This window comes from Pseudomonas sp. Z8(2022), assembly GCF_025837155.1.
Classification (GTDB): domain Bacteria; phylum Pseudomonadota; class Gammaproteobacteria; order Pseudomonadales; family Pseudomonadaceae; genus Aquipseudomonas.
Genome location: NZ_CP107549.1, coordinates 4,303,627 through 4,328,217, shown reverse-complemented (window position 1 = coordinate 4,328,217; position 24,591 = coordinate 4,303,627). Strand labels below are relative to the sequence as shown.

Genomic DNA, 24,591 nt, shown 5'->3' with positions numbered 1-24,591 from the left:
AATCCGCCCACAGCGGCGTATTCCCATTCAGAACAACAAGAGAGAAAGCCTCCATGCTCGATCTTCTCAATGACTTCATCTGGAGCAAGCTGCTGATCGTGATGCTGATCGGCCTTGGTCTGTACTTCACCGTCGCCTCGCGTTTCGTCCAGTTTCGCTACTTCAGCAGCATGTTCCGCATCTTCGGTGAGGCGTTCAAACGCCAGCCGGGTCAGCTCAGCTCGTTCCAGGCACTGATGCTGTCGGTGGCAGGCCGCGTCGGCGCCGGCAACATCGCCGGTGTATCCGTGGCGATCATGCTCGGTGGCCCGGGTGCCATCTTCTGGATGTGGGTCGTGGCCCTGGTCGGCATGGCCACCAGCTACTTCGAGTGCTCGCTGGCGCAGCTGTACAAGCGTCGTGAGCCCGATGGCACCTACCGTGGCGGCCCGGCCTTCTACATCCAGCACGGCCTCGGCCAGCGCTGGCTGGGTATCGTCGTGTCGATCCTGCTGCTGGTGACCTTCGGCTTCGGCTTCAACGCCGTGCAGTCCTTCACCGTGGCCAGCTCGCTGCATGACACCTTCGGCCTGCCGACCATCGTCAGCGGCCTGATCCTGACCGGGGTGATCGGCGTGATCATCTTCGGCGGCATCAAGCGCATCGCCAGCATGGCCGACGTGCTGGTGCCGATCATGGCGTTCTCCTACATCGGTATGGCGCTGGTGGTGATCGGCATGAACCTCAGTGAGGTGCCGGCCACCTTCGCCATGATCTTCAAAGCGGCCTTCGGCCTGGAGCCGGCCTTTGCCGGCGGCATCGGCGCAGCCATCATGATGGGCGTCAAGCGCGGCCTATTCTCCAACGAAGCCGGTCTGGGCAGCGCGCCGAACGTGGCGGCGGTGGCCGAGGTCAAGCACCCGGCGGCGCAGGGCATCGTGCAGTCGCTGAGCGTGTTTATCGACACCCTGCTGGTGTGCACCAGCACCGCGCTGATCATCCTGCTCTCTGGCGTTTACCAGCCGGGCAGCGAAATGGCCGGTGTCGTCCTGACCCAGACTGCCCTGGCCGCCGAAGTCGGTGAGTGGGGCCGGGTGTTCGTCAGCATCGCCCTGCTGCTGTTCGTCTTCACCACCCTGATCTACAACTACTACCTGGGTGAAAACGCCCTGGGCTTCTTCAGCCAGAAGCGTGGCCCGGTGGTGATCTACCGCGTGCTGGTGGTGGCTCTGGTGCTGTGGGGCTCGGTGCAGGATCTGGGCACCGTGTTCGCCTTCGCCGACGTGACCATGGGCCTGCTGGCGATCTGCAACCTGATTGCCCTGGCACTGCTGTTCAAGGTGGGCCTGCGCCTGATGCGCGACTACGATGCTCAGATCAAGGCCGGGGTCGAGTCGCCGGTGTTTGATCCGCAGAAGTTCGCCGAACTGGATCTCGATCCCAAGGCCTGGCAGGCTCCGGCAGATGCTCCGGTAACCCACGCCGAACTGGGTGATCGCGTTTACCAGCGCTGATAGCCCCTGCTCGAAGAAGGGGGCGCCGCCCCCTTTTTTATCGCCCGCATTTCCCGAGGAGAGCCCATGGCGACCCCAGAAAAACTCCTGGTGCTGTACACCGGCGGCACCATCGGCATGCAAATGAGCGCAGATGGCCTGGCACCCGCCTCGGGTTTCGAGGCGCGCATGCGCACTCAGCAAGCCAGCGAGAACGCCAGCGAGCTGCCGCAGTGGAGCTTTCGCGAGCTGCTGCCGCTGATCGACAGCGCCAACATGAACACCGGCCACTGGCTGACGCTGCGCGACGAAATCGTCAGTGCCGTGCAGCGCCACGGCCACGATGCCGTGCTGGTGCTGCACGGCACCGACACCCTGGCCTACAGCGCCGCGGCGCTGAGCTTTTTGCTCCTCGGCCTCGACGTGCCGGTGGTGCTGACCGGCGCCATGCAGCCGGCCGGCGTGGCCGGTGGCGATGCCTGGCCCAACCTGTTCGGCGCCATGCGCGCGCTGCATCGCGGTGTGGCGCCAGGCGTGCACCTGTACTTCAACGGCCAACTGCTGCATGGCGCGCGCTGTTCGAAGCTGCGCAGCGATGCCTTCGATGCCTTCCAGGTGCTGCCGCGTCAGCGTCAGGCCGAGCACGTCGGGATCAGTGCCCTCATCGACTACCGTCAGGCGCGAGAGCGGGTGAACCTGGCCGTGCTGCCGCTGCATCCGGCGCTGCAGGCGAGCCATCTCAGCTCATTGATCGACAGCGGCGTGAAGGGTGTGCTGCTGGAGTGCTACGGCAGCGGCACCGGCCCGGCCGGTGATGCCGAGCTGATGGCGGTGCTGCGCGATGCGCATGCGCGCGGTGTGGTGTTGGCGGCGATCAGCCAATGCCCGCAGGGTCATGTGCAGTTCGGCGTGTACGCTGCCGGCAGCCGTCTGGCCGAGGTGGGTCTGGTCTCCTGCGGTGGCATGACCCGCGAGGCCGCATTGGGCAAGCTGTTCGCCCTGCTCGGCGCCGGATTGACACAGGCCGAGGTCGAGCACTGGCTGGCGCGCGATCTCTGTGGTGAGATGAGCGACTGATCCACCTGCCCGAACAGAGGAAGGACGATGAGCATCGAAATTCGCCCTGTAGTCGCTGCCGATCATGAAGCCTGGTTGCCCTTGTGGCAGGGTTACCAGCGCTTCTACATGACCGAAATACCGGCCGAGACCGGCGCCCTCACCTGGCAGCGCTTTCTCGACCCCGCCGAGCCTATGGGCGCTGCACTGGCCTGGCGTGATGGCCAGGCCGTCGGCCTGGTGCACTGGGTCATCCACCGCTCGACCTGGACCAGCGGCGACTACTGCTACCTGCAGGACCTGTTCGTCGCCAAGGGTGAGCGCAGTGGCGGTATCGGCCGTAAGCTGATCCAGCACGTCTACGACCATGCCCGCGCCGCCGGCTGCTCGCGGGTGCACTGGCTGACACACGAGAGCAACAGCCAGGCCAAGCTCTTGTACGAGCGCATCGGTGAGCGCTCGGGCTTCGTGCAATACCGCAAGCTGTTGTAAGGCCTCGCATCACGTGCGGGCGGCGATTGGCCGCGCTGGCCGCCCGACAGGGCGCGCCATGCGCAGCAGCACTCATGCGCGGCTCAAAACACCGACCAGCCGATGCGCTCGCTGAGCAGCTCCAGCGCCTTGATCCCGGCCAGGGAATTACCCGCGGAGTTCAACTCCGGTGACCATACGCACACACTGAACTGCCCGGGGACGACCGCGACGATGCCGCCGCCCACACCGCTCTTGCCCGGCAGGCCAACACGGTAGGCGAAGTTACCCGCTTCGTCATACAACCCGCTGGTGGCCATGATGGCGTTGATCTGCTTGCTCTGCCGCGGCGACAGCACCTGCTCGCCGCTGTGCTGGCAGAACCCCTGGTTGGCCAGAAAGCCAAAGGCGCGCGCCAGGTCGACGCAGCTCATGCGCAGCGCGCAGCAACTGAAATAGCTGCGCAATACCGCCTCGACTTCGTTATGAAAATTACCGAACGACTGCATCAGGTAGGCCGCTGCGGCATTGCGCGCGCGGTGCTGGTATTCCGATTCGGCGACGTGGTTGTCCACTGTCACGTCCGGATTGCCCGACAGGCGCCGGACGAAGTCGCGCATCGACAGCGCCGGCGCGGCATAGCGCGACTGGTTGATGTCGCAGATCACCAGGGCGCCGGCATTGATGAACGGATTGCGCGGCTTGCCGCGCTCGAACTCGAGCTGCACCAGCGAGTTGAACGGCTGGCCGGACGGCTCGTGGCCCAGGCGCTGCCAGATCGCCTCGCCACTGTGGCCGATGGCCTGTACCAGGCTGAACACCTTGGAAATGCTCTGGATGGAAAAGGGCATGTGCGCATCGCCTGCGACATGCAGCTGGCCATCGTTGCCATAGACGGCGATGCCCAGTTGATCGGGCACCACGCTGGCCAGCGCGGGGATGTAGTCGGCCACCTTGCCCTGGCCGATCAGTGGGCGGACTTCATCGAGAATTTCGTTCAACAGCGCTTGCATGTTCGGGCTCGCAAGTAGGCCGGGGAACGTCCCGGCAGGTCAGTGCTAGACGCCTGCGGACGCTGCGGAATCACAGGCAGACGCTTGCCCTGAGCGACGCGGCCGCCTAGTCTCGGCCCTCCCTCGTTGAAGACGTAGCCCGATGTCCACCGTTCTCAATGTGCTGCTGCCGATCTTCGGCCTGATCCTGGTCGGATTCGTCTGTCAGCGAACCAATCGCCTGGGGCCAACCGCCGCGTCGGAAATGAACCGCTTCGTGGTCTGGCTGGGGCTGCCGGCGTTGCTGTTCAGCCTCACCGCCAAGGCCGACTGGGCGCACATCTGGCAGCCCGGCTTCCTCCTCGCCTTCACCGGCGGCATGCTCGCGGTTTTCCTGGTCACCCTGGTGTATCGCTGGAAAACCACCGGCAGCCTGGTCGACGCCAGCATCGACGGGCTCAGCGCCGGTTATGCCAATACCGGCTACATCGGCATTCCGCTGTGCGTGCTGGTGCTGGGCGAGGATGGCATGGCGCCGGCGTTGATCGCCTCGCTGCTGGTGGTCTGCGTGTTGTTCGGCCTGGCAGTGGTGTGTATCGAAGTGGGCCTGCAGACTGACAAGGGCCTGGGCGGCGCCATCGTTCAGGTGGTCACCGCGCTCCTGAAAAATCCATTGGTGGTGGCGCCCCTGCTCGGAGCGGCCTGGGCCTTGGGCGGTGTGCAGATGCCTGCGGCGCTGGACGAGTTCCTGCGTCTGCTTGGCGCCGCTACCGTACCCTGCGCGCTGGTTTCGCTGGGGTTGTTCCTGGCCCAGCGGCAGAGTGGGCCGAGTGGAGGTGCGTGGTCGCTGGTGGCATTGAAGCTGGTTCTGCAGCCACTGGTGACCTGGTTCATCGCCTTCGTGCTGCTCGATCTGCCGCCGTTCTGGGCGCACGCCGCGTTGCTACTCAGCGCGCTACCCACCGGTACCGGGCCATTCATGCTCGCCGAGTACTACCAGCGCCAGGCAGCGCTGGTGTCGCGGGCGATCCTGTTTTCCACCCTGGGCTCGCTGCTGACCCTGTCGCTGATCCTGCTGGCGATCAGTTCTTGAGCTGCAGCTCCACGCCCAGCTGTTGAGACAGGCACGGCCAGCGCCGCCAGGCCGATACGATGTCCGGCGCCGCCAGGCGTTCGCGGTAGGCCTGCACCGAGGGCTGATCGAAGCTGGCCTCATCGAGCATGCCGCTCAGAGCGTGATGTACGGCCTCATCGAGCTGATTGGCGAACGGCTCGCCGATCAGCTGGTGAGCGACCAGGTTGGCGCGCGTTGTGTCCAGCGGGATAAGTGGCTGGCCGAGGTGGGTGATATAACGGTCATTGACCTCCTCTACCAGGCGGTGGGCCAGATAGGCCTCGTCGAGCAGGCCTTCCAGGCCTTCATGGCCTTCCATCAGCGCCGGAGGCTGCAGAAAGAAATGCTCGGCGATCTTCAGCACGGGTTTCACCGCGGCCTCGATTCCGGCTTCGCGCGCCACCTCGGCTGCGGCCTCCAGTACGTCCGGCACTTCCTCGATATAGGCGATGACGAAGGTAGTCAACGCGCCCCGTGCATCGTCCTCGGGCAGGCGAATGGACGGGTGCAGACTCTCCAGTTGAGCCTGCAGGTAGTGCGCGAGTGCCTGGCTATCGCTTTCCTGCTCACGGGCCTGGGCGATCAATTGGCGAAGGGCGGCGGTGTTCATGACTGCTCCTACATTTCAGGACATGGACGTGAACCTTGGTCGGCTCGGATGGTCGGCTAAGACGCGATTGTCATAACTTTCTCGTGCTTATGCGAGTGCGCTATATCCACCTGTATCAGAATGGCTACAGCCCGCGTCAGCCGCGACGTTTAGGGTGAGGGCTGCGTGGCTTCGGCCTTTGCCCGGCTCACGTTGCGAGGTGAAAGTCGCCGTCTATACTCGATTTCGAAAGGCAGTACCTGATGGAACCGGACGAGCTTTTGGCACGGAAAGGTTCGACAGTAGTCGCCAGCAGTCAGGAGTGGTCGCGTCGGCAGCGTGCGCCGGCAGTCCACTTCAATACGGCAGTCGATCCCTTAGCCGCAGGCTCAGCCGGCGGGATAACAAGAACAATCAAGGGGAACCCGCAATGATGCGACATCCACGAGTCTGGATGGGCCTCCTGCTGTGGCTGGCATTAGGCTCGGCGCACGCCCAGTGGACGGTCAACATGACGCCCGGTGTCACCGACGTCAGCCGCTCCGTGTTCGACCTGCACATGACCATTTTCTGGATCTGTGTGGTGATCGGCATACTGGTATTCGGCGCCATGTTCTGGTCGATGATCATGCACCGCCGCTCCACCGGTCAGGAGCCCGCGCACTTTCACGAAAGCACCACCGTCGAGATTCTCTGGACCGTCGTGCCACTGGCGATTCTGGTGGTAATGGCGATTCCGGCGACCAGGACGCTGATCGAGATCTACGACTCCTCCGAATCCGAACTGGACATCCAGATCACCGGCTACCAGTGGAAGTGGCACTACAAATATCTGGGTCAGGACGTCGAGTTCTTCAGCAACCTGACCACGCCACGCTCGCAGATCAACAATCGCGAAGCCAAGGGCGAACACTACCTGCTGGAAGTCGACGAGCCGCTGGTGGTGCCGGTTGGTACCAAGGTGCGCTTCCTGATCACTGCTGCCGATGTCATCCATTCCTGGTGGGTGCCGGCGCTGGCGGTGAAGAAGGACGCCATCCCCGGTTTCATCAACGAATCCTGGACCCGTATCGAGGAACCGGGCATCTACCGCGGGCAATGCACCGAGCTGTGCGGCAAGGATCACGGCTTCATGCCGGTGGTGGTCGAGGCCAAATCCAAGGAAGACTTCGCCGCCTGGCTGGCCGAGCGCAAGGAGGCCGCTGCCGCCGAGCGCGAGTTGACCAGCAAGGAATGGACCATGGAAGAGCTGATGGCGCGCGGCGAGAAGGCCTACAACACCACCTGCGCCGCCTGCCACCAACCCACGGGTGAAGGCCTGCCGCCGATGTTCCCGGCGCTCAAGGGCGGGCCTATCGTCAAGGGCCCCACCGAGGGCCATATCGACATCGTCTACAACGGCAAGCCGGGCACCTCGATGGCGGCCTTCGGCAAGCAACTGTCGCCGGTCGACCTCGCCGCCATCATCACCTACGAGCGCAATGCCTGGGGCAACAATGTCGGTGACATGGTCACGCCCAAGGACATTCTCGATTTCTCCAAGGCTCAGGAGTAAGGACATGAGTGCAGTGATCGACCACGGTCATACTGACCACCACCATGGCCCTGCCAAGGGCCTGATGCGCTGGGTGCTCACCACCAATCACAAGGACATCGGCACGATGTACCTGTGGTTCAGTTTCTGCATGTTCCTGCTGGGCGGCTCGATGGCGATGGTCATTCGCGCCGAGCTGTTCCAGCCGGGCCTGCAGATCGTGCAGCCTGAATTCTTCAATCAGATGACCACCATGCACGGCCTGATCATGGTCTTCGGTGCGGTGATGCCGGCTTTCGTCGGCCTCGCCAACTGGATGATCCCGCTGATGATCGGCGCGCCGGACATGGCCCTGCCACGGATGAACAACTTCAGCTTCTGGCTGCTGCCGGCGGCCTTCGGCCTGCTGGTCAGCACCTTGTTCATGGAGGGCGGCGGGCCGAACTTCGGTTGGACCTTCTACGCGCCACTGTCAACCACCTACGGGCCGGAGAGCACGACCTTCTTCATCTTCGCCATCCACCTGATGGGCATCAGTTCGATCATGGGGGCGATCAACGTGGTCGCCACCATCCTCAACCTGCGTGCCCCGGGCATGACCCTGATGAAGATGCCGCTGTTCGTCTGGACCTGGCTGATCACCGCCTTCCTGCTGATCGCGGTGATGCCGGTGCTGGCCGGCTGCGTGACCATGATGCTGATGGACATTCACTTCGGTACCAGCTTCTTCAATGCGGCCGGTGGCGGTGATCCGGTGCTGTTCCAGCATGTGTTCTGGTTCTTCGGTCACCCCGAGGTGTACATCATGATCCTGCCGGCCTTCGGCGCGGTCAGTTCGATCATCCCGGCTTTCGCGCGCAAGCCGTTGTTCGGCTACACCTCCATGGTTTACGCCACCGGAGCGATCGCCTTCCTCTCGTTCGTCGTCTGGGCGCACCACATGTTTACCGTCGGCATCCCGCTGACCGGCGAGCTGTTCTTCATGTACGCCACCATGCTGATTGCCGTGCCTACCGGGGTGAAGGTGTTCAACTGGGCCAGCACCATGTGGCAGGGCTCGATGACCTTCGAGGCGCCGATGCTGTTCTCGGTGGCCTTCGTCATCCTCTTCACCATCGGTGGCTTTTCCGGGTTGATGTTGGCCATCGCACCTTCGGACTTCCAGTACCACGACACCTATTTCGTGGTGGCGCACTTCCACTACGTGCTGGTACCGGGGGCGATCTTCGGCATCTTCGCCTCGGCCTATTACTGGCTGCCGAAGTGGACCGGCTACATGTATGACGAAACCCTGGCCAAGCTGCATTTCTGGATGAGCTTCATCGGCATGAACCTGGCGTTCTTCCCGATGCACTTCGTTGGCCTGGCCGGCATGCCGCGGCGCATTCCCGACTACAACATGATGTTCGCCAACTTCAACATGGTCTCCAGCATCGGCGCCTTCATGTTCGGGGCGACTCAGTTGCTGTTCCTGTTCATCGTCATCAAGTGCATCCGCGGCGGCAAACCGGCCCCGGCCAAACCTTGGGACGGTGCCGACGGCCTGGAGTGGACGGTACCGTCACCGGCGCCCTACCACACCTTCAGTACGCCACCGGAAGTGAAATAGGAGGTCGGCCGTGAGCGAGGTGATCGCGACTCGTCGCCTGGTCAGCCGCCTGCTGGTCGTGGTGGTGGTGATGTTCTGCTTCGGCATTTTCGTCCTGCCGCCGTTCTACGATGCCATGTGCCGGGTGTTCGGCATCAACGGCAAGACGGCCGGGGCCTATCAGGGGGAGCGGTTGGTGGACGAGCAGCGCCAGGTGCGCGTGCAGTTTCTCGCCACCAACGCCGCCGGCATGGTCTGGGAATTCGGCCCGCAGGCCGACGAGATCCTGGTCCATCCGGGGGAGACGCGGGACATGCTGTTCGTCGCCTACAACCCCAGCGATCACGCGATGAGTGCGCAGGCGATTCCCAGCGTTTCGCCTTCGCAGGCGGCAGCTTTCTTTCACAAGACCGAGTGCTTCTGCTTTACCCAGCAGGTGCTGCAACCGGGCGAACGCATCGAGATGCCGGTGCGCTTCATCGTCGACCGCGACCTGCCACAGGACGTTAAACACCTGACACTGGGCTACACCCTGTTCGATATCACCGAACGCAAACCGCCAGTGGCACAGGCGACTCTTGCTCGGGCGACTCCATAAGGAGAACAACAATGTCGAGTCACGAAAACTATTACGTACCGGCGCAAAGCAAATGGCCGATCATTGCCACCCTGGGCCTGCTGACCAGCGTCTTCGGGGTCGGTACCTGGTTCAACGATCTGTCGGCCAATCGCGCGGACTCCAATGGCCCGATGATCTTCTTCGTCGGCGGCCTGATCCTCGCCTACATGCTGTTCGGCTGGTTCGGCAACGTCATCAGGGAGAGCCGCAGTGGTTTGTACAGTGCGCAGATGGATCGCTCGTTCCGCTGGGGCATGAGCTGGTTCATCTTCTCCGAGGTAATGTTCTTCGCCGCTTTCTTCGGCGCCCTTTTCTACATCCGCATGTGGGCCGGCCCCTGGCTCGGTGGTGAGGGTGACAAGGGCGTGGCCAATATGCTCTGGGAAGGTTTCGAATACAGCTGGCCTATGCTGCAGAACCCCGATTCCAAGCTGTTTCCGCCGCCCAGCGGTGTGATCGACCCCTGGCACCTGCCACTGGTCAACACCATCTTGCTGGTGTCCTCCAGCTTCACCATCACCTTTGCCCACCACGCTCTGAAGAAGAACAAGCGCGGCCCGCTCAAGGCCTGGCTGACGGCCACCATCCTGCTGGGGGCGGCGTTCCTGTTCTTCCAGGTCGAGGAATACATCGAGGCCTATACCGAACTGGGCCTGACCCTGGGCTCAGGCATCTACGGCGCCACCTTCTTCATGCTCACCGGCTTTCACGGGGCGCACGTGACCATGGGGGCGCTGATCCTGACGGTGATGCTGGTGCGCATCATGCGCGGACACTTCGACTCCGAGAAACACTTCGGCTTCGAGGCCGCGTCCTGGTACTGGCACTTCGTCGACGTGGTCTGGCTCGGCCTGTTCATCTTCGTCTACGTCTTGTAGCGAGCCTCACCAGGTAACTTGAGAAACCAGCTGCCCTGAATAGAAGCCCCAGGCGATCAGGGCAACGGTTATGGCGGTCAGGCCGACACGGATAGTCAGAGCGCCTACCACGCGGGAACCATGGCCTTCGTCCTTGACCAGGAAGAACAGGCCGCTGAACAGACTGGCGAGAGTGGCCAGCAGCATGAGGATGATCGCGGCCTTGAGCATGCGGGACTCCGGGGGATTCGAGTGATGCAATGCAGTATAGCCAGCAACCTCGACCGCAATGGCAGGGGCCAATGAGCTCCTTCCGTCCTGGCTGGCTGCCCAGCCTGCTGGTCGCCCTGCTGCTGCCGGGCCTGCTCTGGCTGGGTTGCTGGCAGCTTCAGCGCGGCGATGAGAAGCGCGAGCTGCTGGCCAGTTTCGAGACCCGCCGTCAGGCCGCACCGGTCAGCCTCGAGCAGCTCGAGCCCATGCGTGATCCCGCCTACCGTCGCGTCCAGCTACGCGGACACTTCGACGGTAAACACAGTCTCCTGCTCGATAGCCGCATTCGCGATGGCCATGCCGGTGTCGAGTTGCTGCAACCCTTCTACGACCAGTCCAGCGGCCTCTGGGTATTGCTCAACCGCGGCTGGCTGCCCTGGCCGGACCGGCGCACGCCGCCGCGGTTCGATACCCCTGAGGGCGTGCTGCAGCTTACGGCGTGGATCTACGTGGCGCCTTCCGGAGGGCTGAATCTGCGATCCGGCGCGGCGACCGAAGGCTGGCCGCGACTGGTCACTCAGGTCGAGGCCGAAAGCCTGTGGCAGCAGCTCGGGCGTGGCGGCCTGCCCTTCGAGGCGCGCCTGGAGGCGGGGCCGGCCAGCTACCGCGTCGACTGGCCGGTCGTTGCCATGAGCCCGGGCAAGCATCTTGGCTACGCAGTGCAATGGTTCGCCCTGGCCGCCGCGCTGATCGGTCTGTTCATCTATCTCGGAATACACAACGCACGGGAGAGTCGTCATGAACCCAGCCATCGCCATGCCTGAGGCGCCACGCAAAGGCCGTGGCCGCCTGCAGTTGCTGCTGATCCTGGCCATCGTCGTCGGCCCGATGTTTCTCGCCAGTGCCATGTATCAGTGGCGTTTCTGGGTGCCGGAGACGCGCAGCTATCACGGTGTGCTGATCGGTGACGGCCGCACCCTGGCCGACCTGGGCGTGCAGGCGGCGGTCGAGCCGCGCTGGCAGATCCTGGTGACGGCGCCGGGGGCGTGCGAGGCCGACTGCCAGCAACTGGTTTACCTGGCCCGGCAGATCCAGATCGGTCTCAACCGTGAGACCTCGCGCGCCAGTCATGGCCTGGCTCTGGCCGAGCCGCTGCCAGCCGACTATGACGCCACCCTCAAGCGCGAGTATCCACAGCTCGGCCGCTATCAGCTCGATCTGCAGGCCTATGAAAAGGCCGCCGAGGCCGTGCCGGGGGCGCAGCTTTGGCTGGTCGATCCGCACGGCAATCTGGTGTTGCGCTATCCGGCCGGCAGCAACGGCAAGGCGATTCTCGATGATCTGCGTTATCTGCTGAAAATTTCCCTGATCGGTTGACGCTGCGCTCTGTCCATATCGACAGAGCGCCAAGCCCCCTGTCCAAGGAGTCGACATGCACAAGCCCGGTTACCGTCTGGCACTGTTCGCTACTTTCCTGGCCGTGGTGGTGGTGCTGCTGGGTGCCTACACCCGTCTGACCCATGCCGGCCTGGGCTGTCCGGACTGGCCGGGGTGCTACGGTTTTCTCGGCGTGCCGATGAGCGAGCACAAGCAGGCCATCGCCGAGGCACGTTTTCCCGAAGCGCCAGTGGAGGTCGCCAAGGGCTGGTACGAGATGATCCACCGCTATTTCGCAGGCTCGCTCGGGCTGGTGATTCTGTTCATCGCCACCCAGGCCGTACGCCGACGCGAGGAACCGATGCAGCCGGTGAAGCTGCCGCTGGCAATTCTCGCGCTGGTGATTCTGCAGGGCGCGTTCGGCATGTGGACGGTCACTCTGCAGCTATGGCCGCAGGTGGTCACCGCCCATCTGCTCGGCGGCTTCGCCACCCTCAGTCTGCTGACCCTGCTCACCTTGCGTCTGTCCGGACGTTTCGCTCCGTTGCAGCTGCCAGGCCGCCTGCGTGCGCTGGCGGCTGCCTGCCTGCTGCTGGTGATCGGGCAGATCGCCCTGGGCGGCTGGGTCAGTTCCAACTACGCCGCGGTCGCCTGCGTCGACCTGCCCACCTGCCATGGCGAATGGTGGCCGGCGATGGACTTCGGCAAGGGCTTTCATCTGACCCAGCATATCGGTCCCAACTACCTGGGCGGGCAGCTCGACAGCGATGCGCGTACCGCCATTCACATGAGCCATCGTATTGGCGCGGCGCTGGTGACACTGGCGTTGCTGGTACTGGCCTGGCGACTGTACGCGGCCCGGCTGTCGCGCCTGGCTGGCCTGCTGGTGCTGGCGCTGGCCGTGCAGGTCAGTCTGGGTATCAGCAACGTGGTTTTTCACCTGCCACTGCTGGTGGCGGTGGCGCACAACGCCGGCGGCGCCGCCCTGCTGCTGACCATGGTGCTGATCAACTATCGCCTGAGAGCTGCTTCTGCGGCGCCGCGTACAACATCCGATCTGGTGGGCAATTGCACCACGCCGGTTTCCAGCGGTCTGGTTCAAGGCCGATAAATAACGAATCAAGGAGAAATGCCATGGCGACAATGCTGCGCACTCACTCCGAACGCGCCACCTGGCGCGATTATCTGGAGTTGACCAAGCCGCGGGTGGTGATGCTGATGCTGATCACCTCGCTGGTCGGCATGTTCCTCGCCACGCGGGCGGGTGTGCCCTGGACAGTGCTGCTGTTCGGCAACCTCGGTATCGGCCTGTGCGCCGGCGCGGCGGCTGCGGTCAATCACGTGGTGGACCGGCGCATCGACTCGATCATGGCGCGTACGCACAAGCGACCTGTCACTGCCGGCCGCGTCACGCCGGTGGCCGCGCTGACCTTCGCGCTGCTTCTGGCGATCGCCGGCATGAGCCTGCTGATGGTGTTCACCAACGAGCTGGCCGCCTGGCTGACCCTGGCATCGTTGCTCGGTTATGCAGTGATCTACACCGGCTTTCTCAAGCGCGCCACGCCGCAGAACATCGTTATCGGCGGCCTGGCTGGCGCCGCGCCGCCGCTGCTGGGCTGGGTCGCAGTAACCGGCCACCTCAGTGCCGAACCGCTGCTGCTGGTGCTGATCATCTTCGCCTGGACACCGCCGCACTTCTGGGCCCTGGCCATCCATCGCAAGGAGGAATACGCCAAGGCCGACATCCCCATGCTGCCGGTGACCCACGGCGAGCACTACACCAAGGTGCATATCCTGCTCTATACCCTGGTGATGTTCGCGGTGACGCTACTGCCTTACGCCATCCACATGAGCGGGCTGCTGTACCTGGCCTGCGCCGTGCTGCTGGGCGGCCGTTTCCTGCACTGGGCCTGGGTGCTGTACCGTGACAGCAAACCGCACGCCGCGATCAGCACCTTCAAGTACAGTATCTGGTACCTGTTCCTGCTGTTTATCGCGCTGCTTGCGGACCACTACCTGCTGCTGAACATCTAAGGCCTTTCATGACGCGTACCCACACAACGGTTTTCGTTCTTGTTGCAATCGTGGCCCTGGTGCTGGGGCTTACCGTCAACAAGGTGCTCAGCAGCAGGAGTCAGGGCGACCCGGCGGCATTGCTCGATGCTGGTATCGTCCTGCTGCCGCAGAACCGCAGCCTGCCGGCGCTGAGCCTGGTCGATCAGGACGGCAGGGAAGTCGTGGTGGATCAGCTCAAGGGCAACTGGAAGCTGCTGTTCTTCGGCTACACCTTCTGCCCGGATATCTGCCCGGCCACCCTGGCCCAGCTGCGCCAGCTGCAGGGGCAACTACCCGAAGAAACCCGCGCGCGGCTCGAGGTGGTGATGGTCAGCGTCGACCCGCACCGCGACACACCGGAGCAGTTGAGCAAGTACCTGGGCTTCTTCAATGCAGGCTTCAGGGGGCTGACCGGCGAAGAGGAAACCCTGCAGAAGTTCGCCAATGCGGTGAGCATCCCCTACATCCCGGCCGATACCAGCAAGGAAAACTACACCGTCGATCACAGCGGCAATCTGGTGATCATCGGCCCGGATGGCACCCAGCGCGGCTTCATTCGCGCGCCGATCAACAATGCCAAGCTGGCCGAGCAGTTGCCGCGACTGGTTTCGGGCTCGTAAGGCGCGCCGTCTAGTTAAGGTCATTGGTGCGCAACGCGCACCCTGGCGGGTCTACAGCGCGAATGGCAGCGGCAGATCGACCTGTTGCCGTTGCGCCAGGCGTCGCTGGAATTCAGCCGGATCATGAATCAGCACCTCCTGCCCGGCGAACGATTCGGCGGCGATCAGCCGCGACAGCCAGAAGCGCACGCAGGCCACACGCAGCATGGCCGGCCACAGCTCCGCTTCGGCAGCGCTGAATGGGCGCAACGCCGCATAGGCGCCCAGCAGCGCACGGGCGCGGGCCCCATCGAGGCTACCGTCTTCGTGTGAACACCAGTCGTTCAACGTGATCGCCAGATCGTAGAGCATCGGCCCGGAACAGGCGTTGTAGAAGTCGATCACCCCGGTGAGGTGGTTGCCGTCGAACAGCACGTTGTCGCGGAACAGGTCGGCATGCAGATTGGCACGCGGCAGGGCGAGGATGCGCGACTTCAGGTTTGCGATCTCGGCCAGCGCATCGCGCAGCAGCGGCAAGGCCTGCTCGTCGAGTTTCAGCGCCTGGCTCGGCCCTTCGGCGAGCATCCAGTCCAGCCCGCGGTCACTGCGGCGCTCGATGGGTGCGTCGCGGGTGGCCAGGTGAATGCGCGCCAGCAGGCTCCCCACTTCCTGGCAGTGATGGGCGTTGGCCTCGTGCACGTGCTTGCCGGAAAGCCGGGGCTGCAGCAGCGCCGGCTTTTCCGCCAGGGTGCGCAGTGCTTCGCCATCCTGCGTGCGCAGGGCATAGGGCACCGGTAGGCCGGCCTCATGGAGTACGTCGAGCAATTCGATGAAGAACGGCAGATCGGCCACCGGGCCGCGTTCGACCAGGGTCAGAACGTATTCGCCCTGCTCCAGACTGACGAAGAAGTTGCTGTTTTCGCTGCCTGCAGCAATACCCTGGAAGTCACGCAACCGACCAAGCCCGTAGGGCGCCAGGAAGACTTCGAGCTCATGACGCTCCAGAGGGGTGAATACCGACATATCAGACCTTAATCGCTTACCAGCTAAAGATTTCCCAGGAGGGGATCAGCATGTCCGGATCGTCCGAACGTACGAAATTGCCGTCGCTGCCATCGGCGCGAACGAGAAAGTAGGGTTTACCGTTCTTCGGAATCACCTTGATGGCATAGAGGAAGCCATTGACCCGGTATTCCTGAATGGTGCGGTCGCCGTCCTGGCGGATGGTCACGTCCGGATCGCCCGAAACCGGATCCTCGGCATGCGCGGCAAGCGGAAGGCAGGTCATCAGGCCGACCAGCAACAGGCGATTCAGCGTACCCATGATAATCTTGCTCCTTTGTTTTTCACCGATGCAGCCATTCTACCGCTGCACCCGCCGAAAAGGTTGATCCCGCGCATGAGCCAAGCTCCCCTCGTTCTGGTCGACGGTTCCTCGTACCTGTACCGCGCCTTCCATGCCCTGCCGCCGCTGACGACTTCCAGGGGCATGCCCACCGGAGCGGTTAAGGGCGTGCTGAACATGCTCAAGAGCCTGCGCAAGCAGTACCCGGACAGCCCCTTCGCCGTGGTCTTCGATGCCAAGGGCGGCACCTTCCGCGACGAGCTGTTCGCCGAGTACAAGGCCAACCGCCCGTCCATGCCGGACGAGTTGCGCGTGCAGGTCGAGCCGTTGCATGCCAGCGTGCGTGCCCTCGGTCTGCCGCTGCTGTGCGTCGAAGGCGTCGAGGCCGACGACGTCATCGGCACCCTGGCGCGCCAGGCAGCCGGAGAAAAGCGCGACGTGGTGATCTCCACCGGCGACAAGGACATGGCGCAACTGGTCTGCCCGCACGTTACGCTGGTCAACACCATGACCGGAAGTGTCTACGACGAAGGTGGCGTAAAGGAGAAGTTCGGTGTCGGCCCTGAGCTGATCATCGACTACCTGGCGCTGATGGGTGACAAGGTCGACAACATTCCGGGTGTGCCCGGCGTGGGGGAAAAGACCGCGCTCGGCCTGCTGGTCGGTGTCGGTGGCGGTCTCGATGTGATCTACGCCAACCTCGACAAGGTGCCGGGCCTGCCGATTCGTGGCGCCAAGGGGCTGCCCGCGAAGCTCGTGGAACATCGCGAGATGGCCTACCTGTCCTATCAGCTGGCGACCATCAAGACCGATGTGCCACTGAATATCGAGATCGACTCGCTGCATCCGGGCGAGCCGGATCAGGCTGCTCTGGTCGAGCTGTACGGCCAGCTGGAGTTCAAGAACTGGCTGGACGAGCTGCTGCGTCAGAACAAGGCGCTGGTGGCCAGGGCTGCTGCGCCGGCCGGTGATCTGTTCGCCGAGCCGACTGGAGAGGTCGTTGAGGAGGCCGCCGAGCCGGCGTCGGACAGCGCCGGCGACTACCAGCTGGTGCTGGAGCAGGCGCAGTTCGATGCCTGGCTGAAGAAGCTGGAGGAGGCCGAGCTGATCGCCTTCGACAGCGAGACCACCAGCATCGATGCCCAGCAGGCGCAATTGGTCGGTCTGTCCTTCGCTGTCAAGGCCGGCGAGGCCGCATACGTGCCGCTGGCGCACAGCTACATGGGCGTGCCGCATCAGCTCGATCGCGACACGGTGCTAAAGGCGCTCAAGCCGATCCTCGAAGACCCGGCCAAGGCCAAGGTCGGCCAGAACGCCAAGTACGACATCAATGTCCTGGCCAATGCCAGTACGCCGATCATGGTGCAAGGGGTGGCCTTCGATACCATGCTCGAATCCTACGTGCTGGATTCCACCGCCACCCGTCACGACATGGACAGTCTGGCGCTGAAGTATCTGAACCACAGCACCATCCGTTTCGAGGACATTGCCGGCAAGGGTGCCAAGCAGCTGACCTTCGACCAGATCGCTCTGGAGCAGGCCGGCCCCTACGCAGCCGAAGACGCCGACGTGACCCTGCGCCTGCATCAGGAGTTGTGGGGCCGTCTCCAGGCCGTGCCATCGCTGGCCAGGGTGCTGCGTGAAATCGAGATCCCGCTGGTGCCGGTGCTGGCGCGCATCGAGCGCAACGGTGCACTGGTCGACGCCAGGCTGCTCGGCGAGCAGAGCGTCGAACTGGGCGAAAAGCTGGTGGAGCTGGAGCGCAAGGCGTTCGAGATCGCCGGCGAGGAATTCAACCTGGCATCGCCCAAGCAGCTTGGTGTGATCCTCTACGAGAAGCTTGGCTATCCGGTGATCAGCAAGACCGCCAAAGGTCAGCCTTCCACCGCCGAGGCGGTGCTCGCCGAACTGGCCGAACAGGACTTCGAGCTGCCCAAGGTGCTGATGCAGTACCGCAGCCTGAGCAAACTCAAGAGCACCTACACCGACAAGCTGCCGGAGCAGATCAACCCGCGTACCGGGCGGATTCACACCAGTTATCACCAGGCCGTGGCCGCCACCGGCCGGCTGTCGTCGAGCGACCCGAACCTGCAGAACATCCCGATCCGCACCGCCGAAGGACGACGCATCCGTCAGGCCTTCGTCGCGCCCAAGGGTTACCGGATGATGGCGGCCGACTACTCGCAGATCGAGCTGCGCATCATGGCGCATCTGGCCAAGGATGAAGGTCTGCTGGATGCCTTCCGTCATGACCTGGACGTGCACAAGGCCACGGCGGCCGAGGTGTTCGGTGTGCCGCTGGAAGAGGTCAGCAGTGATCAGCGGCGCAAGGCCAAGGCGATCAACTTCGGCCTGATCTACGGCATGAGCGCCTTCGGCCTGGCCAAGCAGATCGACGTCGAACGCAGGGAAGCGCAGGCCTATATCGAGCGCTACTTCGCCCGTTATCCCGGCGTGCTCGCATACATGGAGCGTACCCGTGCCCAGGCCGCCGAGCAGGGTTACGTGGAAACGGTCTATGGCCGTCGCCTGTATCTGCCTGAGATCCACGCGCAGAACCAGGCCATGCGCAAGGGCGCCGAACGCGCCGCGATCAACGCGCCGATGCAGGGCACCGCTGCGGACATCATCAAGCGCGCCATGATCGCCGTGGATGCCTGGCTGCAGGACAGCGGCATCGATGCGCGCATCATCCTGCAGGTGCACGACGAACTGGTGCTGGAGGTGCGTGAGGAACTGGTCGAGGAGGTCAGTGCCAAACTCAAGAGCCTGATGAGCGGTGCCGCCGATCTGGACGTGCCGCTACTGGTCGAGGTGGGCGTCGGGGCCAATTGGGATGAAGCCCACTGATCACCCCTTGCCGCGGCGCAAAGCCGCGGCCGCTCCAGCTTTGGGGTTCTGCGGAATCAAAAGTCATTTGCTTATGGCAAATGGTTTTTAAAAGGGCGATGAACTTTCCGCAAACCCGCCCGGTCAGAGTTCATGAATGGCCGTTAAGCCCTTCAATGCTCCTTTGTTGTGTTAAGTGTTGGCAGACATCTGAACCCCGCCCTAGCGGTTCAGACCTTAAACCCCGAACTTCTCCCTCCCCATACGAAGCTCGGGGTTTTTTTTGCCCGGAGAAAAGTGCTGCCTGCAGCATTCTGATGACCCTCCCTCCCCCATTCAGGAGAGAGGTGGTAGGCCGTAGAGTCGGGTTGCGCCTTACGCCTGCTCGGCGTTCTCACCATCCTCTTCCGGCAACAGATCCAGCCAGCCGGCCAGTACCATCTGTGCCTCTTCCACGCCCATGCGCTTGGGCGCCGAGAACAGCTGGATGGTGATGCCCTCACCCCATTGCTTGCGAATGTCCTGGCGTACCTTGAGCAGGGCGTTCTTCGCTGCGCCGAAGGCCAGCTTGTCGGCCTTGGTCAGCAGGATGTGCAGCGGCATGCCGCTGGCCACCGACCAGTCCAGCATCATGCAGTCGAATTCGGTCAGCGGGTGACGGATGTCCATCATCAGCACCAGTCCGCACAGGCTCTCACGGCTGCCCAGATAGGCCTCCAGGTGCTTCTGCCAGTGCTGCTTGAGCGGGATCGGCACCTTGGCGTAGCCGTAGCCGGGCAGGTCCACCAGGCGGCGTTCGTCATCCAGGCGGAAGAAGTTGAGCAGCTGCGTGCGCCCCGGCGTCTTCGAGGTGCGTGCCAGGCTGGCGTGGGTCAGGGTGTTCAGTGCGCTCGACTTGCCCGCGTTGGAACGGCCGGCGAAGGCGACTTCCAGGCCGCTGTCCTCGGGGCACTGGTCGACCTTGGCGGCACTGATGAGGAAGCTGGCCTGCTGGCACAGACCGATGATGGGATTCTTCGGGAGCATGGAGGGGTATCCGGTGGTTGCCTCGATTCCATGAGAGGGTGCCTACAAATTGCTGCGCTCGACCATGCTGCGTTGGAGCCAGCCTCAAAATGCTCATGTACTACTCGTACATTCCGCTTTCTCGGCTGCCTCCGCCTTGCCTGACCTTCGCTCGCTGCTTTGTAGATACCCTCTGGCGAATCGAGGGCTTGCGACATTTCCGCGCACCTGCTGCACGCCAGGGGGCGTGGCAAGCGGCGTCGTTTCCGTTTCAGCGTTGCCAGTATATAATGCCGCAGATTTTGTGTGCGCTTTGTCCCACCCGCAGGAACCCGATTGCCGGGAGCGATTACATCTCTGCTCGATAGAAAGCAGGACGCTTCCCACCCTGATGAGGTTGATCTGATGAAGAAAATGCTGCTTGCAGCTGCCGTCATGACGCTGTCGTTCAACGGCTATGCTGCTCAGGATCCGCAAGCTGTGTATGACCGCGCCTGTGGTGTATGCCACAACGGCCAGATCCCCACGGCGCCCCAGAAGGGCGACAAGGCTGCATGGGAACCACGCCTGACCAAGGGCATGGATACACTGGTGCAGAGCGTCACCAATGGTTTGAATGCCATGCCGCCGCGCGGCCTGTGCATGGACTGTACGGCCGAGGATTACCAGGCGGTCATCAAGCTGATGACCGAATGAGTAAGCCTGACCGATAACCCTTTCTCTCTTAGCCGTAATTGGATTAGCTGATGAACAAAGTACTCGTGAGTCTGCTGTTGACCCTGGGCCTCACCGGAGTGGCTCAGGCTGCTGGCGATGCCGAAGCCGGTCAGGGCAAGGTCGCTGTCTGTGGTGCCTGCCATGGCGCCGATGGCAACAGCCCCGCGCCAAACTTCCCCAAGCTGGCCGGTCAGGGCGAGCGCTACTTGCTCAAGCAGCTGCACGACATCAAGTCCGGCAATCGCCAGGTTGTTGAAATGACCGGCATGCTGGACAACCTCAGCGATCAGGATCTGGCCGATATCGCCGCCTACTTCTCCAGCCAGAAGATGAGTGTCGGTGCTGCCGATCCCAAGCTGGTCGAGCGTGGTGAAGCGCTGTTCCGCGGCGGCAAGCTGGAAGAAGGCATGCCGGCCTGCACCGGTTGCCATTCGCCTGACGGCGCTGGCCTGGCAGCTGCCAGCTTCCCGAAACTGGGTGGCCAGCACGCTCAGTACGTAGCCAAGCAGCTGACCGATTTCCGTGAAGGCAACCGCACCAACGACGGCGACGCGATGATCATGCGCGCCATCGCCGCCAAGCTGAGCAACAAGGATATCGAAGCCGTATCCAGCTTCATCCAGGGTCTGCACTGATAGACCACTGTTGCTTTTGGCAAGACAAAGGGTGGCTTCGGCCACCCTTTTTCATATGCGCCATGGCTACAATGGGCGGAACCAGCCCAGCGGTAGCGAGTCATAGTCTCGAATCGCCATCAGGGCGAGCTTGTCCAGCCAAGGAGTACCCTCATGCGTAACCTGATTCTCGGCGCCGCTCTGGCGATCAGCAGCCTGTTCGGCCTTACTGCTCATGCCGAACCGGTCGCCGGCCAGCAGTATGTCGAGCTGAAAAGCCCGGTGCCGGTGTCCAAGCCCGGCAAGGTCGAGGTCGTTGAGCTGTTCTGGTACGGCTGCCCGCACTGCTATCAGTTCGAGGCGACGCTCAACCCCTGGGTCGAGCAACTGCCGGAAGACGTCAACTTCGTTCGCGTGCCGGCATTGTTCGGTGGCATCTGGAACGTGCATGGTCAGGCGTTCATCACCCTGGAAATGATGAAGGTCGAGCACAAGGTTCATGACGCGGTGTTCAACGCCATCCATCAGGAGAAGCAGAAGCTGGCCTCGGCTGAAGAGTTCGCCGATTTCGTCGCCACTCAGGGCGTGGATCGCGATGCCTTCCTCAAGACCTTCAACTCCTTCGCCGTCAAAGGCCAGATGGAAAAGGCCAAGAAACTGGCCATGGCCTATCAGATCACTGGCGTACCGGTGATGATCGTCGGCGGCAAGTATCGTTTCGACCTGGGTTCGGCCGGTGGTCCGCAGCAGACCCTGGAAGTGGCTGACCACCTGATCGCCAAGGAACGCGCCGCTCTCTAAGCGGCTGCGCACAGCAAGGCATGCTGCGCCGCTGGCGAAAGACACGTGCGGTTGGTCTGTGCGACCCGCAGATCAACCCGCATTGCCCGGCCGAGACTGACTGGCCAGCCGACGGACTTTTGCGTCTGCTCAGTTTCAATGTCCAGGTCGGCATCAACACCGAGCGTTATCACCACTACCTGACGCGCAGTTGGCAGCATCTGCTGCCCCATGCCGGGCGTGCCGGCAACCTGCAGCGCATTGGTGATCTGCTTGCCGACTTCGATCTCGTGGCATTGCAGGAAGTCGATGGCGGCAGCCTGCGCTCGGGCTACGTCAATCAGGTCGAATACCTGGCCCAGCAGGGCGCGTTTCCCTACTGGTATCAGCAGCTCAACCGCAATCTCGGGCGTTTCGCCCAGCACAGCAACGGCGTGCTCAGTCGCCTGCGACCTACCCTGCTGGAGGATCATCCGTTGCCCGGACCGCCCGGACGGGGTGCGATCTTCATGCGCATTGGCGAAGGTGAGGGCGCTCTGTGCGTGGTGATGATGCATCTGGCCCTGGGCGCCCGTACCCGTACCCGGCAACTGGCTTATATCCGCGAGCGGGTCAGCGAGTTTCGCCATCTGGTGCTGATGGGGGATATGAACACCCACGCCGTCGACCTGCTGGAAAACTCTCCCTTGCGTGATCTCGGCCTGCTCGCCCCGCAGGTCGAGGCGACCTTTCCCAGTTGGCGTCCACAGCGCTGTCTCGACCATATCCTGCTCAGCTCCGAGCTGGAGTTGGGGCGAGTGGACGTACTCAGTCAGCCGATCTCGGATCACCTTCCCGTCGCCGTGGAAATCCGCTTGCCGGATGCACGAAGTGGCCCGCAAATGCCTATGCTGAAGACGCCATCTTCCGAGTAAGCCGTATGAGCGATGACGCGCAACGCTGGAAAGACAAGTACCTCGGCAGCCTGGAACAGCAGGAAAGGCTAGAGCGTCGCTGGGAGTCGCGTCTCGACCTGTTGCGTCGTGGTCTGGTGCGCAGCAGTCTGGCTGCCGAGGGTACGGACAAGGCGGTCGATCAATGCATGCAGGAGATGCGCGAGATTCTCCGCCGCGATGATATCGACGCGGCGCTGGATGGTCTGCTTCCTCGCCTGGAAAAGGCCGTGCTGGATTCCGAGCAGCGCCGCCAGCAGCGTGCCGAGCAGGCCGCCGCGGCCCTGGCAGCCCTGATCGAGCAGCTGCAACGCCTGCAGCCACCGCGTGAGGTGCGCAAGGCGCTCAAGTCACTCGGCAAGCAGTTGCAGGACGCCACCAGCCACCATTACCTGCTCCCCGCGCTGCTCAGTCAGTTGAGCAATCTGCAGGGGCAGGCGCTGACCGTTCTGCAAGCCCCGATCCAGGAGCAGCCGGGATTGCTGCAGCGTCTGTTCGGCTCTCGCAGTGAGAGTGGCGACGAGGCCGCGAACAGTACTACTCCTGCCCTTGTCCCTGAGTCCGAAGATTCGACTCCGGCTGAGGCTGCGCCCGCACGCGAGTCATCGCCTGCCGTTCCCGCGCAGCCGGCCCATCCTCAGGTCAGTGCGGCGGCGCCGATGCTGGACAGCCTGCCGCTGCCGCCTGGCCTGGTGCCGCAGCAAGATATCAGCGACAGCCGATTCTCTCTGCCCGGCAGTGAGCCGGGATACAGCACGGTAGCCCCGCATATCGCCAGCAGCCTGCGCCACCTGCTCGATGAGCTGGAGTTACCGGCACGCCACCTGCCGCAAGGCGAGGCATTGCGCCGGCGTCTGGAAGGCAATCTCAACTGGTACGAGCTGGTGCCGGTACTGGATGACCTGGCTGTGCTGGTACTGGCCGTCACCGACAGCGGCCAGCGTGAGTTTGCCGGCTATCTCAAGCAACTCAATGAGCGTCTGGCTGCCTTTATCGGCACCCTCAGTGAAGCGCACGAAGGCTATACCGCCTCGGTGGAAAGCACGCGCAACTTCAACCAGCAGTTGCGCGATCAGGTCAGCGACTTGCAGAACAGCGTGCAGGAAGCGGCCGATCTGGACGCGCTCAAGCTGGCACTGGAGCAACGCCTGGAGGGCCTGCTGCAAAGCGTCAGCAATCATCAGCGCCAGCGCGACAGCGGCGAGGATGCGGTGGCCGAGCGGCTGCAGGGCCTGGTTCGGCGCGTTGCTGAAATGGAACTGGAAGCGCAGCAGTTTCGCCAGCATATCGAGGAGCAGCGACAGAAATCGCTGACCGATCCCCTGACCGGCCTGCCCAACCGGGCGGCCTGGAGCGAGCGCCTCGACCTGGAGATTGCCCGGCATCAGCGCTATGGCGGTCAGTTGCTGATGGCGGTGCTGGATATCGACCACTTCAAGCGGATCAACGATGGTTACGGCCATCTGGCAGGCGACCGGGTTCTGAAGATCATTGCCGGAGAGCTGCAAAAGCGTCTGCGCAAGACCGATTTCATTGCCCGCTTTGGTGGTGAGGAGTTCGTTCTGCTTATTCCGGGTACGCCCCTCGAAGGGGGCGTGCAATTGCTGGAAACCCTGCGGGCCGCTGTGGAAGCCTGCCCGTTTCACTTCAGGGGTGAGCCGGTGACCATCACTCTTTCCGGCGGTATTGCCGAATTCCGCAATGACGAGGCCACCGAGGCCACCTTCGAGCGTGCGGATCAGGCGCTATACCGCGCCAAGGGTTCTGGCCGAAACCGCGTCGAACAGGCCTGAGCCGGTATAGACCCGGCTCCGACAAGCCCTGCTCGGCATCGCC

At 63.1% G+C, this 24,591-nt stretch carries 25 protein-coding genes; 19 read left to right on the top strand and 6 right to left on the bottom strand.

What is annotated here, in order from left to right:
- Window positions 1-53: 53 nt before the first annotated feature.
- From OEG79_RS20525 to OEG79_RS20515, 3 genes are all read left to right on the top strand, one after another.
- The gene (locus OEG79_RS20525; protein ID WP_264146779.1) at window positions 54-1,493 is read left to right on the top strand and encodes an alanine/glycine:cation symporter family protein; all 1,440 of its coding nucleotides are present in this window, start codon (window positions 54-56) and stop codon (window positions 1,491-1,493) included.
- A gap of 66 nt (window positions 1,494-1,559) precedes the next feature.
- Complete coding sequence (locus tag OEG79_RS20520; RefSeq protein WP_264146778.1) at window positions 1,560-2,549, top strand: asparaginase; 990 nt, start codon at window positions 1,560-1,562, stop codon at window positions 2,547-2,549.
- 27 nt (window positions 2,550-2,576) lie between these two features.
- Window positions 2,577-3,020 carry a GNAT family N-acetyltransferase gene (locus tag OEG79_RS20515; RefSeq protein ID WP_264146777.1) on the top strand — a complete coding sequence of 148 codons (444 nt, stop codon included), beginning with the start codon at window positions 2,577-2,579 and terminating at the stop codon, window positions 3,018-3,020.
- A gap of 83 nt (window positions 3,021-3,103) precedes the next feature.
- Here the strand turns inward: OEG79_RS20515 and glsB are convergent, their stop codons facing one another.
- Window positions 3,104-4,012 (bottom strand): glutaminase B, encoded by a 909-nt coding sequence (glsB, locus tag OEG79_RS20510; RefSeq protein ID WP_264146776.1) that lies wholly within the window; start codon window positions 4,010-4,012, stop codon window positions 3,104-3,106.
- Between the two features lie 142 nt (window positions 4,013-4,154).
- Here glsB and OEG79_RS20505 point away from each other — a divergent pair, with 142 nt between their 5' ends.
- The gene (locus OEG79_RS20505; protein WP_264146775.1) at window positions 4,155-5,084 is read left to right on the top strand and encodes an AEC family transporter; all 930 of its coding nucleotides are present in this window, start codon (window positions 4,155-4,157) and stop codon (window positions 5,082-5,084) included.
- Here OEG79_RS20505 and OEG79_RS20500 read toward each other — a convergent pair.
- Window positions 5,074-5,715: a hypothetical protein gene (locus OEG79_RS20500; protein WP_264146774.1), complete on the bottom strand. Its 642-nt coding sequence runs from the start codon at window positions 5,713-5,715 to the stop codon at window positions 5,074-5,076. The genes OEG79_RS20505 and OEG79_RS20500 overlap by 11 nt on opposite strands.
- A 409-nt stretch (window positions 5,716-6,124) precedes the next feature.
- Here OEG79_RS20500 and coxB point away from each other — a divergent pair, with 409 nt between their 5' ends.
- Genes coxB through OEG79_RS20480 form a run of 4 tightly spaced genes read left to right on the top strand, consistent with a single transcriptional unit; the run spans window position 6,125 to window position 10,313 of the window.
- On the top strand, window positions 6,125-7,249 hold the full coding sequence (gene coxB / locus OEG79_RS20495) for a cytochrome c oxidase subunit II (protein WP_264146773.1): 1,125 nt from the start codon (window positions 6,125-6,127) through the stop codon (window positions 7,247-7,249).
- 4 nt (window positions 7,250-7,253) lie between these two features.
- Window positions 7,254-8,837, top strand: a complete 1,584-nt coding sequence (gene ctaD, locus OEG79_RS20490; protein WP_264146772.1) for a cytochrome c oxidase subunit I — start codon at window positions 7,254-7,256, stop codon at window positions 8,835-8,837.
- A 10-nt stretch (window positions 8,838-8,847) separates the two neighbouring features.
- Window positions 8,848-9,414 (top strand): cytochrome c oxidase assembly protein, encoded by a 567-nt coding sequence (locus OEG79_RS20485; RefSeq protein ID WP_264146771.1) that lies wholly within the window; start codon window positions 8,848-8,850, stop codon window positions 9,412-9,414.
- 11 nt (window positions 9,415-9,425) lie between these two features.
- Window positions 9,426-10,313 (top strand): cytochrome c oxidase subunit 3, encoded by an 888-nt coding sequence (locus OEG79_RS20480; protein WP_264146770.1) that lies wholly within the window; start codon window positions 9,426-9,428, stop codon window positions 10,311-10,313.
- Between the two features lie 6 nt (window positions 10,314-10,319).
- Here OEG79_RS20480 and OEG79_RS20475 read toward each other — a convergent pair whose 3' ends face one another.
- The gene (locus OEG79_RS20475) at window positions 10,320-10,523 is read right to left on the bottom strand and encodes a twin transmembrane helix small protein (RefSeq protein WP_264146769.1); all 204 of its coding nucleotides are present in this window, start codon (window positions 10,521-10,523) and stop codon (window positions 10,320-10,322) included.
- A gap of 71 nt (window positions 10,524-10,594) precedes the next feature.
- Here OEG79_RS20475 and OEG79_RS20470 point away from each other — a divergent pair, with 71 nt between their 5' ends.
- The 5 genes from OEG79_RS20470 to OEG79_RS20450 are packed head-to-tail and all read left to right on the top strand — an operon-like array spanning window position 10,595 to window position 14,554.
- A complete protein-coding gene (locus OEG79_RS20470) occupies window positions 10,595-11,326 on the top strand; it encodes an SURF1 family protein (RefSeq protein WP_264146768.1) in 732 nt (243 codons plus the stop codon).
- On the top strand, window positions 11,301-11,879 hold the full coding sequence (locus OEG79_RS20465; RefSeq protein ID WP_264146767.1) for a hypothetical protein: 579 nt from the start codon (window positions 11,301-11,303) through the stop codon (window positions 11,877-11,879). Before OEG79_RS20470 ends, OEG79_RS20465 begins: the two co-directional genes overlap by 26 nt.
- A gap of 55 nt (window positions 11,880-11,934) precedes the next feature.
- Window positions 11,935-12,990, top strand: coding sequence for a COX15/CtaA family protein (locus tag OEG79_RS20460; protein WP_264146766.1), 1,056 nt, complete (start codon window positions 11,935-11,937; stop codon window positions 12,988-12,990).
- Window positions 12,991-13,013: 23 nt separating this feature from the next.
- A complete protein-coding gene (cyoE, locus tag OEG79_RS20455) occupies window positions 13,014-13,913 on the top strand; it encodes a heme o synthase (protein ID WP_264146765.1) in 900 nt (299 codons plus the stop codon).
- Window positions 13,914-13,921: 8 nt separating this feature from the next.
- Window positions 13,922-14,554, top strand: coding sequence for an SCO family protein (locus OEG79_RS20450; RefSeq protein ID WP_264146764.1), 633 nt, complete (start codon window positions 13,922-13,924; stop codon window positions 14,552-14,554).
- A gap of 51 nt (window positions 14,555-14,605) precedes the next feature.
- Here the strand turns inward: OEG79_RS20450 and OEG79_RS20445 are convergent, their stop codons facing one another.
- Together OEG79_RS20445 and OEG79_RS20440 are read right to left on the bottom strand one after the other, a co-directional pair.
- Entirely contained in the window at window positions 14,606-15,556 is a 951-nt protein-coding gene (locus OEG79_RS20445; RefSeq protein WP_264146763.1) for a homoserine kinase, read from the bottom strand.
- 16 nt (window positions 15,557-15,572) lie between these two features.
- Complete coding sequence (locus tag OEG79_RS20440; RefSeq protein ID WP_264146762.1) at window positions 15,573-15,857, bottom strand: DUF2782 domain-containing protein; 285 nt, start codon at window positions 15,855-15,857, stop codon at window positions 15,573-15,575.
- A 75-nt stretch (window positions 15,858-15,932) separates the two neighbouring features.
- Here OEG79_RS20440 and polA point away from each other — a divergent pair, with 75 nt between their 5' ends.
- Window positions 15,933-18,728: a DNA polymerase I gene (gene polA / locus OEG79_RS20435; protein ID WP_264146761.1), complete on the top strand. Its 2,796-nt coding sequence runs from the start codon at window positions 15,933-15,935 to the stop codon at window positions 18,726-18,728.
- A gap of 354 nt (window positions 18,729-19,082) precedes the next feature.
- Here polA and yihA read toward each other — a convergent pair whose 3' ends face one another.
- The gene (gene yihA, locus OEG79_RS20430; RefSeq protein WP_264146760.1) at window positions 19,083-19,733 is read right to left on the bottom strand and encodes a ribosome biogenesis GTP-binding protein YihA/YsxC; all 651 of its coding nucleotides are present in this window, start codon (window positions 19,731-19,733) and stop codon (window positions 19,083-19,085) included.
- Between the two features lie 384 nt (window positions 19,734-20,117).
- Here yihA and OEG79_RS20425 point away from each other — a divergent pair, with 384 nt between their 5' ends.
- The 5 genes from OEG79_RS20425 (at window position 20,118) to OEG79_RS20405 (ending at window position 24,548) form a co-directional block, all read left to right on the top strand.
- Complete coding sequence (locus OEG79_RS20425) at window positions 20,118-20,408, top strand: c-type cytochrome (protein ID WP_264146759.1); 291 nt, start codon at window positions 20,118-20,120, stop codon at window positions 20,406-20,408.
- 50 nt (window positions 20,409-20,458) lie between these two features.
- Window positions 20,459-21,064 (top strand): c-type cytochrome, encoded by a 606-nt coding sequence (locus tag OEG79_RS20420; protein ID WP_264146758.1) that lies wholly within the window; start codon window positions 20,459-20,461, stop codon window positions 21,062-21,064.
- Between the two features lie 153 nt (window positions 21,065-21,217).
- Window positions 21,218-21,844, top strand: coding sequence for a thiol:disulfide interchange protein DsbA/DsbL (locus OEG79_RS20415; RefSeq protein ID WP_264146757.1), 627 nt, complete (start codon window positions 21,218-21,220; stop codon window positions 21,842-21,844).
- A gap of 20 nt (window positions 21,845-21,864) precedes the next feature.
- Window positions 21,865-22,737: an endonuclease/exonuclease/phosphatase family protein gene (locus OEG79_RS20410; RefSeq protein ID WP_264146756.1), complete on the top strand. Its 873-nt coding sequence runs from the start codon at window positions 21,865-21,867 to the stop codon at window positions 22,735-22,737.
- A gap of 5 nt (window positions 22,738-22,742) precedes the next feature.
- Window positions 22,743-24,548: a GGDEF domain-containing protein gene (locus OEG79_RS20405; protein WP_264146755.1), complete on the top strand. Its 1,806-nt coding sequence runs from the start codon at window positions 22,743-22,745 to the stop codon at window positions 24,546-24,548.
- The last annotated feature ends 43 nt before the right edge of the window (window positions 24,549-24,591 follow it).